The 12,951-nt window shown below is 39.8% G+C and carries 9 protein-coding genes; all 9 read right to left on the bottom strand.

The genetic code is table 11. The features are described 5' to 3' along the window. Positions 1 to 61: 61 nt before the first annotated feature. On the bottom strand, positions 62 to 1,183 hold the full coding sequence (locus tag G457_RS22125; RefSeq protein ID WP_026944763.1) for a class I SAM-dependent methyltransferase: 1,122 nt from the start codon (positions 1,181 to 1,183) through the stop codon (positions 62 to 64). Between the two features lie 15 nt (positions 1,184 to 1,198). Further along, complete coding sequence (gene neuC, locus G457_RS0100715; RefSeq protein ID WP_026944762.1) at positions 1,199 to 2,356, bottom strand: UDP-N-acetylglucosamine 2-epimerase; 1,158 nt, start codon at positions 2,354 to 2,356, stop codon at positions 1,199 to 1,201. A gap of 1 nt (position 2,357) precedes the next feature. After that, a complete protein-coding gene (locus G457_RS0100710) occupies positions 2,358 to 3,353 on the bottom strand; it encodes an N-acetylneuraminate synthase family protein (RefSeq protein WP_026944761.1) in 996 nt (331 codons plus the stop codon). After that, on the bottom strand, positions 3,350 to 5,248 hold the full coding sequence (gene asnB / locus G457_RS0100705) for an asparagine synthase (glutamine-hydrolyzing) (RefSeq protein WP_026944760.1): 1,899 nt from the start codon (positions 5,246 to 5,248) through the stop codon (positions 3,350 to 3,352). Before asnB ends, G457_RS0100710 begins: the two co-directional genes overlap by 4 nt. Before the next feature lie 3 nt (positions 5,249 to 5,251). After that, positions 5,252 to 6,364, bottom strand: a complete 1,113-nt coding sequence (locus G457_RS0100700) for a glycosyltransferase family 4 protein (protein WP_026944759.1) — start codon at positions 6,362 to 6,364, stop codon at positions 5,252 to 5,254. After that, positions 6,361 to 8,154 carry an ABC transporter ATP-binding protein gene (locus G457_RS0100695; protein ID WP_026944758.1) on the bottom strand — a complete coding sequence of 598 codons (1,794 nt, stop codon included), beginning with the start codon at positions 8,152 to 8,154 and terminating at the stop codon, positions 6,361 to 6,363. The genes G457_RS0100700 and G457_RS0100695 overlap by 4 nt, the downstream gene beginning before the upstream one ends. A gap of 9 nt (positions 8,155 to 8,163) precedes the next feature. After that, entirely contained in the window at positions 8,164 to 10,548 is a 2,385-nt protein-coding gene (locus tag G457_RS0100690; RefSeq protein WP_026944757.1) for a GumC family protein, read from the bottom strand. Positions 10,549 to 10,551: 3 nt separating this feature from the next. Next, positions 10,552 to 11,379: a polysaccharide biosynthesis/export family protein gene (locus G457_RS0100685; RefSeq protein ID WP_246628781.1), complete on the bottom strand. Its 828-nt coding sequence runs from the start codon at positions 11,377 to 11,379 to the stop codon at positions 10,552 to 10,554. Between the two features lie 79 nt (positions 11,380 to 11,458). Further along, a complete protein-coding gene (locus G457_RS0100680) occupies positions 11,459 to 12,757 on the bottom strand; it encodes a nucleotide sugar dehydrogenase (protein ID WP_026944755.1) in 1,299 nt (432 codons plus the stop codon). Between the last annotated feature and the right edge of the window lie 194 nt (positions 12,758 to 12,951).

Below are 12,951 nucleotides of genomic sequence, written 5' to 3'. Positions count from 1 at the left end.
TTGACCGTCATCCCAATAGCGTGGAGTCCTTCATGCCTATCTGCCTCAGACAGGCTCGATCTCATCCTTTCTTAAATACAAATCTGTTTTCCCCTACTCCGAATTTTTCTTTGGCTCCCGGTACGTTTTGATAGATATGCTCTACTCTATCAAAATCAGCACCTCTATTCAATCGAACTATTTCAATCGCACCATTTCTTTCTAATTCTTCGGAAAGTTCATCAGGGGTAATTCGAGTATTGATAGGAACCATCACATGGTCAAGCATATAAAAAATTCGATTCGGGGGGATACCTAGCCCCTTCAGGGTTTGCTGGGCAAAAGGTTTTGGCACTTTACGAAGGATTGCCCTTAGAATTTCAATTTGATCCCAAAAAATACCCCCTGGTTTCTCGATTAAATATTGCCAACCCCATCCACCTGATTTTAATACCCTCAGCTGTTCAGAAATGCCTTTTTTCCAATCTTCTGTATGATGCAACACCCCGTTACTGTAAACAATATCGAAAGTATCCTCGTCAAAGGGCATTTCTAATACTGATCCTTGTACAAAATCTACATTATCGATATTGGCCATTGAAACTCTTTTTTTGGCATCTTCCAGCCCTATCTCTGAAAAATCAATCCCGATACAAGCCTTAGAGCCTAGTAATTTCCACGCTGTGGTGTACCGACCACCCCCACAGCCTTGATCAAGTACGGTCAACTTGCTTAAGTCTGAAAAAGAGATTCCATTTCGCTTTAATCGCAGTTCCAGTAACTTTTTGGCTTCCTCAAAATAGCTTTTGGAGTCAAAAGCACTGAATAAAGTCCCATAATGTTGGCCTGTATGCACCTTTATTTCTTTGGCAAAGGTATCCTCAGGAGTATATTCAAGCGCTCCAGAAAAGACTCTCTCATAATTCCCCATAGCTACCAGGCCCATTATTTTCTCTTTCAACTCAAGGAGTGTATTAGAAAAATGGCTGATCGGATCATTGTCGAGGTGAATATTATCCTCAAAATCATGAAATAAAAAGGGGACAGTCAGTGTCCTAAGAAAGTTCATGGCAGGAGTTTGTGGCAAGCTATCTAAAAATGAAATTAAGTTCTTTGGTGCTTCGCCGTAAGTACCTTCTTCGATGCAATCTACTATATCTTCTAGTCCTCGAGCATCTCTAATATCAAAATCACTCCTAACCATACTGTTTTATTTTAGTCAATACATGATCGTTTTATGAAAACGAAGTGGTAATGAAGCCAATAATTCGGCTATTTTGGTACCAGCATCCCCTCCTCCATATACATGAGATGAGTCTGCTTTTCCGTTTTGCTGATGAGATTTGATTGCGTCAAAAATCTGATCTCTGTTATAAGTCACATCGAGGACATTATGACCTCTATCGCGAGCATTTTGTCTACTTCCAATATTCACTACCGGTACTCCTAAGTAGGCACACTCTCGAATTCCTACACTACTATTGCCTATCAACCCTTTTGAATTGATCAATAATCTCAAAAAATCATTTGGCTCCATATTTTTGAAAAAATGGAAATTTTCCAAATCATGCATTTCTCTAAACGCCCTGATACCCGTACTTGTACCATCTGCTCCCGCATCAACATTTGGCCAAAACCAAAGAACAGGCTCATTAAGATCGTACACTGCATGAAGCGTCTCTTCAATTTGGGCCCTTGATTTTTGAATCTCAGTAGTGACCGGATGCTGCATAACCACCCAGTATCCTTTGGACAAATCAGGTCTGGAGCCCACTCCCCCATATTTGAGATATGGATCGAAATTAAAATCAGGTCGTTCGAGAATTCTAGCTGCTAAATCAATACTTGGACAACCTGTATTAAATACATATTCTGGATCTTCTCCAAGTCTAATTACCCGCTGCTGCGCACTTTCAGATGCGACAAAATGATAATCTGCAAGCTTGGTGATAGAATGCCGTACCTTTTCATCAATATTTCCAGTCACTTCTCCACCTTGAACATGGGCGAGCGGGATATTCATATAGCTAGCAGAGATAGCTGTTGCCATAGTTTCAAACCTATCTGCAACCGTGACGACTATATCAGGAGATAAATTATCAAAGACAGTAGATAATTCAAGAATTCCGATCCCGGTTGTTTTGGCCGCTGCAGTGAGATTCTCTCCTTCTAGGACATTGAATACCTTAGCTGCAATCTCAAAGCCATCATTTTGGATATAATTGATAGCAGACCCATATCGGTCTAATAGTGCCGAGGCCGCGACTACCAGTTGAAGCTCCAAGTCAGGATGCTCCTTGATAGCTTGAAGGGCCGTCATAATCCTGGAATAAGATGGCCTTGCAGTGACTACAACACAGATTTTTCGTTTGTTCATATTAGCTTTCAAGATCCTCCCAATTTAAAAAACCCCACTGAGAAAGATCTTTGTTTAATTTTTTTCCAATTACATCGGCGTAGTCCTTTGCATCTATTCCAAAGCCTTTCGGTTTTTTGCTTTCCAAAAATTCAGGCTGGATGATGTCTCCTTTTTTCATTGCACGATTGACAGCCAAACTTTTTTCAAAAATCTTCTTTAAATCTTGAAAAGGCTTGATCTGAGTTTTATCGATAGGGTTTTTCAGTGCTTTTTGAATAGCCTTAATGCCCTTCACCATTTGCTCTGTCTGATCTATAGTGATACTGGCAGGAGTATCAGGCCCAAACTGTCTTTTATCAAAAACAACATGAAATTCGAATATCTCTGCTCCTAAAGAGGCAGCTGATATACATGCAAAAATATCTCCGCTATGATCAGAAAAACCAATGGGCAATTGGTATCTGTCCTTTAACTCTTGAATTACATTGAGTCCCCATTGCTCTGGAGCAGTGGGGTAAGCTGTTGTACATTGTAAAATAGATAGGGAGTTTCCATACTTTTTCAAAAACTCTATTGTTTGATCCAATTCCTCCCAGCTACTCATCCCTGAACTCAGAATGATAGGTTTTCCGGTTTTAGCAATTTTTTCAAGCATTAACCAGTTGGAAACCTCACCAGACCCTATTTTATATCGCTTTACACCAATTTCTTCGAGCCAATCGACTGCAAGATTGCTAAATGGAGATGAAATCAGTTCTATACCATGAGAATCAGCGTGTGCCTTGAGGCCCTTCCATTGATCCAAAGTAAACTCCATTCGCTTCCAATACTCAAATCTGGTAGCATCCTGCTTTGAAAATTTCACCCGAAATGGCTCGTGGATTGAACTCTCAGCCTCGGCGATGTGAGTTTGGAATTTAATAGCGTCAACCCCTGTCGCAGCTAATGCTTCAATGTAAGCATAGGCATTTCCAAGGCTTCCATCATGGGCTTGGGCTATTTCTGCGATGATCATTTTATTTTTTGCTTTTTGGAAAGAAAGACCAGTTCTTTTTTCAAATGAAATACTCTCAGCCAGATTTCGAGAATCAATAATGAAAATAGAATACGTGCATAGGTACTATTTGGTCGCTGTCTATGCTGCTGAAGAATGGAGCGAATTCCTTCCTTATTAAAATTAAAATAAGATTCGGATAAACCCTCATCAAGAAACGATTCTAATTGATCTCCCCATGGACCTTGTAAATAAAGCCAATAAGGAATCGTAAAACCACGCTTGGGAGGATGCCAAGATTCGCCACTATAGTCAGAAAGAAGCGACTTACTCAACTCTTTGTCCACCCCATTTGGCATCAGCGATTCCACTGGAACCTTAGATAGGAAGTCAACTAACTCATGATCGAGAAAAGGAGCTCTCACTTCCACCGAGGAGTGCATAGCGGCACTATCTACTTTAAAAAGAAAATCTCCAGGGAGTCGGGTTTTCACATCCAGTCCAAATGTAAGTTTCTCCAAATTCCCTTTATAGTCTATTTCGAGAGATGGGATCAAAGATTTTGGATAGTTCTGCTCTTTTCCTGACCGAAATATACATTGAAAAAGACTCGCGCCAGAGAGATTATGACGCGAATATAAGCCCTGCCATCCATTCAGTAACATCCTTTTTTCGTCATTGAGAAAGGACATTAGTTTGCCAGAAAGGGCTGGATTCTTGACTGAGAATGCCCAATCAATAAACTGTTGCCCACCTGGTATACTTTTTCGCTTCAGTTTCAGATATCGATTTGGCCGATTGTAAGAACCGAATATCTCATCCCCTCCATCTCCTGAAAGCATCACCGTATATCTATCCTTAATTTGCTCCGTTACCATGAAACTGGGAATTAATGAGGCATCCGCCAAAGGCTGAATATCAGTAAGTATTTTACCCAATACTTCTAGAGAATCTGTGTTTACCGGAACAATTTCATGCCTTATCCCGAGTTTTCTAGCTAAAGACTTTGCTCCATCGGTCTCATCCGTGGCCTCTTCATTAGTAGCCATCGTCACAGCTTGCAAGTCTGGTTTGATCTCGTGAGCTATAGCAGTGATCAAGCCAGAATCTACTCCGGCACTGAGAAAAGTTGCTACCGGTACATCAGCATGCAGTTCTCTTTCCACTGTTTGGAACAGTTTCTCTTTTGTCTGTTTTTTCAGCGAATCAAAATCAATATTCTCTCCAACTTGGGTGGGGCAGTTGTAATATTGACCCCAATTCTTGGCTCCATCTTTGGAAATCGAAAGCGTGGAGGCTGGAGGAAATACGCTTACCTCTTGATAAATAGAGTGATGTAAATTGATATAAAGATACTCGACAAGGTCTATGACAGCATCCTGATTAATCGTCAACTCCCTCGGGTAAATGGTTCTCAGAGCATTCAACTCAGAGGCAAAATAAAAACCATCACCATGATTTATAAAAAAGATGGGTTTCTCTCCAAATCGATCTCTTGCTATAAACAGCTCTTCATTCTGCTCATCCCAAATAGCAAATGCAAACATACCCGTCAGGTATTCACAGAGTCCTTTTCCCCAATGAGCATAAGCCGCCAGAATTACCTCCGTATCGGAAGTTGTTGTGAATTCGTACCCCTGTTTTTGCAAAGAACTTCTAAGCAGCTGGTAATTATAGATTTCACCATTAAATATGATTCTCAATCCCAAATCAGCCCTGTAAAGCGGTTGATCAGCTGCCTGAGAAAGATCAATGATGGAAAGTCTATTATGTCCAAAGATCGCAGAATCTCCTCTCCAAATCCCCTTTGCGTCAGGGCCTCTATGATTCTGTAAATCCAAAGCGAGCTTTAGCCTTTGTTCATCATCATTTGATATAGAACCTTTAAGAGAATATTTTCCGACTATCCCACACATAGACTAGGATTCAAGCGCATGTAAATATTTCCTTTCCCAAGCCTGATAATCATGCCAGTTTGAAAGCCAATCTCTCATTTCCTCATCACTGATAGTATTACTGGACTTTTTGGTGAGAAGCTTATCAAAAGTATCCACCCAACAGGAAATACTATTTGGCTCCATTACTAATTCTGCTAAGGGACAGCCTGATACTACATCAGGTATTCCTCCCGCATTTGAGGCTAATGCGAAATTTCCGCATTTGACAGCTTCAGCAAGCGAAAGTCCAAAGCCTTCTTGCCACAAAGAAGTGAAAAAATAAAAATCTCCTATTTGGAGATATTTAGGTAATTTTTCGTTGGGCACCTTACCAAGTTGATGCCAATTGGGATAGGAAATGGATTCATCAGGTTCGTGCCCAATGCTTAAAACTTGAAGGTTGGGATATTTTTTCAAAAGAACAGCAATCACCTTTTTGAACAAGTGAAAGCCTTTTACAGGCCGAGAATTGGCCATCCAAATGATAATGGGATTGTCCACAGAAAAGCCTAATGCTTCTCGCTGCTTGTGTTTTTCAGATCTAGAAATCGGGAAGAATAAGTCACTACGCACACCATTTCCCACAACAAATGAAAGTGGAGGATGCTGATGGTTTGCTTCGAAAGTCTCTAGATAGCCTCGCTTTGTCAAAAAAAGAACTTTATCAACCCGATCAGCAAGATAAGGACCCAGCAATAGTCGATGTCCATGAAAAGAAAAAATAATTTCCGAGTGCTTGGGAAGATTAAGCTTGATGGAAACGAGAGCTTCCAGCAGGTTTTTATCATCCATCACGAGGATCTGAAGAGGCTGAGACAAGGATCCAAAAGAAAGGACTGCGTCTAAAAATTTTCTGTAGCGAAAAGCCTGAAGATTGTTTCTTAAAATGAGCTTTAAAAGCTTCCCAGGCTGCCTCTTTTCCGCGAAAACATGAAGTTGATCTGGAGAAGGAGTTGGAGAAATAATGCTATCAAAATATCCTGTTTTCTCCTGAAATCTTTGAATTCTATTGGTCCAACTCCCAATACTTTTAGTGGGTAGACCAATTGGGGAAAGTAAGATTTTGAAAAATTGCCTTTTATCTTCTTTGATCAAAATTCCTGTAGTTCTACCATTCTTTTGAAGACCTTACTAGAATTGACAAGTGATTCAAAATTCCCTTCACCCACTATATCCCCTGAATCCAAAACGAGTATTTTATCCGCTTTCTTCACCGTACTGAGTCTATGGGCTACGATGATAATAGTGTATTTTCCTCGAAGATTGTCAATATTTTCCTGGATTGAGCGCTCAGTCTCGCTGTCTAATGCGGAAGTGGCCTCATCCAGAATCAAGACGTCTACATTTTTATATAGTTCCCTAGCTATGGAGATCCGTTGTTTTTGCCCACCACTCACCAGCATTCCATTGTCCCCCAATTTCGTATTTTCCTTTTCAGGAAGGGAATTAACAAAGGTATTGATATTAGCAAGGCGAATTGCTTCCTCAAATTTTGCTAAATTTTCTGGAGATCGCTCATCCCAAAATGTAACATTATTGAAGATATTATCATTAAAAATGACTGGCTCTTGAGTGATGTACCCGAATCGCTTTCGGTAAGAAGCTTTATCAAAACTACTTCGAGTTTGTCCGTTGATAAGAATTTCACCGGATACAGGTTCCAAGAGTCCGATAATTAAGTTTACCATCGTGGTTTTGCCACTTCCTGAGCCTCCCACTAAGGCGAGCGTTTTGAGTCTCTCTACTTCTAAATTGACCTGCTTTAGCACTGGTATATCCTGCTTATATTCGAAGGAAAGATTTTGAAGTTGGATTTCTTTGATTTGCTCAATTTCAGGCCTTTTTCCAGTAGACTCTTTTAGCGAACGAAACTCCTCCATCAATTCCATCGCCGCAACTATTCCTCCATAATGTGCGACAAATCCTTGCCAACTAGTTTGAAGTGATATGACATAATTTAAGGCTCGGTAAAAGAATAAAAGTGAGGCAAGAATAGTCGCCATCTGACCTCCCATCAGATTGACCTGCACCAAAATCACCACCGCTACAATAATGAGAACTATCGGCTCTCGAGTAGAGGAAAGAAAAGCATTGTAAATCCCAATTTTACGTTGCTGAACTTCTATGGAGTCAATAATAGCCTTCAGCTTCAGCTTATACTTGGCAAAGTAGTCTGTTGCCTTCAAATACTTGAAGTTATGAACTGCCTGAATCAGATAAGACTGAAATTCATGGTTGAATGCGGTCACACCAACCGATGCTTTCTCAGTAAATCTAAAAATAATCTTAAAAAGAAAATTGGAAAGGTATCCACCAATACTAACTAGGATCGCAAACTGAAAATTGGAAAGCATCGCTAGCGTCACATAAACCGACAGCAGTACCATGAACTGTATGGTACTGAAATAAGTCAAAAAGCTATAAGTAACCTTGAATACTTCGCCGGAAAGAGTGTTTTGAATTTTACCTGCGTCAAGATTTACAAAGTTTTTGTAGCTCATTCCGCCAAGTCCCTCTACCATTTCATACCGGAGCTTTTTGACAAATTCCATCTGAAGTTTTGTCTTCAAGATCCCGTCGAAAAACTTCAAAATTGACTTCAGGACAAATAAACTGACCATTACGCCGAGTATAACGTTGAGATTCAGTCCAAAGCCCAACTTCTCAATCCAGTCTAAAAGAAAGTCGAGATTCCCAAGGGCTTGTCTGTTTTCCTCGGTGATTCCATCTGCGGCTATGGTAAATACAGGAATAAATAGTGCTAAACCAAACCCATCCAATAAACCTACGAATAGGCTGGAAACTATCAGAAGAATGACTTTATTACCTAGATACTCGTAAAAAAACGAGAAATATCTGAAATACTTAGTGATGAAACTTTTCAAAAATCTAAATTAAATGCGAAATCGCTTTTTCTGTTTCTTGTCAGTATCGTAGTATCCATACCCATATCCATATGAATATCCATACCCTCCATATGACACTTTGGTGGCATCCAAGCCATTGAAAATTGCATAAATATTCTTGACCCCTTTCTGCTCTTTCAGCCCATTCACTGCATCGATGAAGGATTTATCGGAGTAGTTTTGTCTAAACACAAACAGAGTGAAATCCACAAGTGTAAGTAGGTCGAGGGTTTCCGAAACCAAACCCACTGGTGGAGTATCCAAAATGATTACATCATATTCAGCCTTCAATTCATTGATCAACTTCTCAAAATTGACTGAAAACAGAAGTTCTGATGGATTGGGAGGAATTGGACCTGCCACGATTAAGTCAAGGTTTTCATAATTGGAATGCTTGACCACCTTGGACCACTCATCTTCTTGTCCACTTAGGTAGGTAGATAGCCCGATATCATTTTTCAAACCAAAATCATCATAGATTTTAGGCTTTCTCATATCACAGCCAATCAATATGGTCTTTTTACCAGTCAACGAATAGACTGATGCTAAATTCATTGCACAAAATGTCTTTCCCTCACCTGAAATGGTGGAAGTAATCATAAAAGTCAGTTGCTTTTCCTTAGGCACCAAAAACTTAATATTAGATCTCAAGGAACGAAAACCTTCTGCTATTCCTGATTTGCCATTTCCAAAAACCACTAGATTCTCCTTTGTCTTATTAAACAAAATAGTAGACAAAACAGGAATTTTAAGTTTTCGCTCAAGATACTTAGGTTCTTCTATTTTGGTTCGGAAAAACTCCAAAGCAAACACTACCAAAACAGGCAAAAACAAACCAGCAAAACCAGCTAGCAGGTAGTTTCTGGTAGGCTTTGGTGAGATCTGAAGCATTCCTGCTCTAGCATATTCGATGATCTTGTTAGCAGGTGTATTTGAAGCTTTTGAAATAGCAGACTCTGCCCTTTTCTCAGAAAGGAAGTTATATATATTCTCAGTCAGTGTGGCTTGACGCTGGTATTTAATCAAGTTCTGCTCAGCTTGTGGAAGACTTCTAAATGATGATTCAATAGTTTTTTTTCTATTCTCAAGATCATTGATGGTCATGAGGTTATTGCTCTCCACATTAGTCAATATCTCTTGAATAGATGTATTCAAGTCGCCAAGTCTTTGATTAGCTGCCCGGACTTGTGGTGACAGTTCTGTTTGAGTGGCAAGGAGACGTGACCTTTCTACCTGTACTTCCAAAAGATTCTCGATCAATCCATTAAGATACGGATCATCGATCCCTAACCCCGATGGAACCACGATTTCGTTGTAATTTTCACGAACCAAATAATCTTTCAGGCTTTGATAATATCGACGCTTAAGACTAGCTTCTGCTATTTGTCTTTCGATATCAGTCAACTGATCGAATACTGCAGAAGACTCAGTGGAAAGGTTGAAAATCTGATTGGATGATCGATAGTCTTGCAATTGATCTTCAAAGGAACTTAAAGAATCCGCAACACCCGCTACCTGACTGTCTATAAAATCAATTGTTCTATTGGCAATTTCATTTTTCTCCTGAAGCTCAAGTTCAAGATAAGTCTCCATCAGCGCATTGAGATAAGTTTCTCCTTTAGCCCTATTCCTTACCATGAGACTCAAATCAAGAATGGAGGAACCTTTTTCTGACAACTCAACAATCAAACCCAAAGAATAAACATTCACTAGATAGTTTTGATCTCTCAGGATGAAGATGGAATTCCCCTCATTTGAAGCTGCGGTATTATTTATCCTCACTTTGAGTTGAGGAGTTTCTACCCACTCGCCAAACTTAAAGGTCTTGGGCTCCAAATTACTAACTGCGTCATAGCTTCCGTCAGGAAGGAGTTGGGTATAACTTTCTTGCGGAAACTCTATTGTGTAATTTTCAGCATCTGTCCAAGTCACCTTAATTTGTCCATTTAGCAACTGAGGAGACTTCCAATCTACCTCTACCACAATCGGGGTCTTTTTATAGATTTCTTGAAGTATAAAAGTGCCCTGCTGATAGTATTCAACCTGAAAATCAAGCTTTTCAAGAGTAGCCTTAGCAATGGGGCGAGACCTGAGAATAATCGTCTCATTGGTAAGACCCATCCCCTGCTCCTGCATCATTGCTGGGTTTTCGAAAAGTGACAATCCCTTTTCATTTTCTTTAATGAAAAATTTGGAGGAAACCCTGAAGTTTGGAGGAGTAGTTTGCGTGATATAAAACGCAATTCCTAAAGAAATAAGTAAACTGCCTAAAATCCAAGGCCAAATTCGCAGGATCTTGGGAAGAATCGCCTTTAAATCAAAGGTGCTTTCTTCTTCCTGTAGGAAATCATTTTCTTCCTGATCTACAGACATATTTTAATTATTTTGGATCAAAGTCAAAATGAGCGCAATCGCTGTCACTGTGGTGGTAAATAGCGTCAAAGTCTCTACCAAGGTATTCCCTGCACCGATTTCCCTTACTTTCATCGGTTCGGCATAAATCATATCGTTTGGCTTCAAAAAGTAATACTCGGAGCCTAAAAGCTCCCGGTCAAGCAAATTGATTTTATGAATTTGAGAACCATCAGGGTATTGTCTTACAAGGAGAACTTCATCTCGCTTGGCTAGTCTACTTAAATCACCTGCGAAGGCAATTGCTTCAAAAATCGTAACCCTGTTTTGGAGAATTGTATATTTTCCTGATTGGTTAAATTCTCCCAAAGCACTAAATCGAACCCCCCCTAATCTGACGCGCACGAAATATTCATCCTCCTTGACATATTTAACTACCTTAGACTCTACAAGCTCTTTTGCTTCTCTGGTTGTCAATCCCAAAAATTTAAGCTCGCCAACAAGGGGGATTTCTACCATTCCTTGATCATCAAGCGTGTAACCATTCATGAAGAAAGCATCCCCTGCGCCTTGAGAGCCTCCCATTTGTGCCATATTGTTGTTTTCAGCTACTACCACGTTGAAAACCTTATTAAGCTCTGGATCGGTAGTTTTGATACTTACTTCTACAATATCATTGACCTGTAAAAGGTAGTCTTCTGTTTGATAGCCATATCGATCACTAGACTCTACAAGCGGCCCCAAAGACTCCTCGAGCTCCTGCATGTAAATCACTTTTTTATTGGAAACACAAGAAAAAAGGGCGGCAACGAGTACCAACCCAAAAATTATTGGTCTAATCAATTTTTGCATAAAAAGAATTTTGAGAATTACTCTATTCAGAAATTTTGTTTCAAAATTAGTAAAATATTAGACTTTACTATTGGGAAATTTAAAGTCTCGCATCGACTAAACCCTTCCCTAAAATCCCCTTCACATCGAAAACCACTCGATTGGCAGATTTAGAAATATCCATGCCTTTAAATTCTTTATGTGCCACGGCTAAGATAATTGCAGAATAATCCTCAAGTTGCGGGGACTCGGGAAGTAAAGTCAATCCATATTCATGCGCTACTTCCTGAGAATTGGCCCAAGGATCAAAGACATCCACATCCATGTCAAAAGACTTTAGCTCATTGTAAATGTCAATAACGCGGGTATTCCTCACATCAGGGCAATCTTCTTTGAAAGTAAAGCCCAAAATCAAAACTTTTGAATCAATCACTTTCAGATCCTTGCGCATCATGTGTTTGATCGTTTCGGTAGCCACATGCTTACCCATACTGTCATTGAGTCTTCTACCGGCTAAAATTATCTCTGGATGATAGCCTACTTCTTGGGCTTTTTGAGCAAGATAAAAAGGGTCTACTCCAATACAATGTCCACCTACCAAGCCTGGCTTAAACTTCAAGAAATTCCACTTGGTGCCGGCAGCCTCAAGTACCTCATTGGTATCGATACCCAAAAGATTGAAGATTTTTGAAAGTTCATTCACGAAAGCAATATTGATATCGCGTTGTGAGTTTTCAATCACTTTTGCTGCTTCAGCGACCTTTATTGAAGAAGCCTTATGCGTACCTGCGATGATTACGGTTTTGTAAAGCTGATCGACGTACTCAGCAACTTCCGGCGTGCTTCCTGACGTCACTTTTAAGATCTTTGCTACTGTATGCTCCTTATCTCCAGGATTGATTCTTTCTGGAGAATAGCCTGCAAAAAAGTCCTCATTGTATTTTAGTCCTGAGATTCTTTCTAAAACAGGTACACAATCATCTTCTGTCACACCTGGGTATACCGTAGATTCATAGATGACCACATCTCCCTTTTTGAGATATTTTGCGATATTCTCTGAAGCCTTAATCATGGGAGTCAATACCGGGCGATTGTGCCTATCTGTAGGGGTTGGAACTGTAACAATGTAAATATTACAATCTGATAGATCCTCAGATAAAGCCGTATTAAAAAGGCCCTTGGACCCAATTTTTGGGCTACTTTTCACTAACACTGATTGGAGTAATTCATCCTCCACTTCCAGCGTGAAATCGTGTCCCTCATTTAGGTCATTTATTCTCTTTTGATCTATATCAAACCCAACTACCGGGAATTTTTTGGCAAACTCCACGGCCAACGGCAGGCCAACATATCCAAGCCCTATGATGCCGATTTTTGATTCATTAAGTGGTTTAAGCATAAAAACTAATATTGTTAATAGTTAAAATCCGGTACAGCTTCGCCCTTTCAGTCCCAATTTACCTTGAAACCTAGAAGTCTATCATTCAGAAGCCTTTTCAGCCCTCAAAATTAACTTATACTGAGGATAGAAAAGATAAAAAGTGAGTACCAAAGTTACTCACTTCAAACTCAGGGCAAAACTAATAGAAAAGG

The sequence above is a fragment of the Algoriphagus marincola DSM 16067 genome, from assembly GCF_000429405.1.
GTDB lineage: Bacteria > Bacteroidota > Bacteroidia > Cytophagales > Cyclobacteriaceae > Algoriphagus > Algoriphagus marincola.
This window is presented reverse-complemented; position numbering and strand designations above follow the sequence as displayed.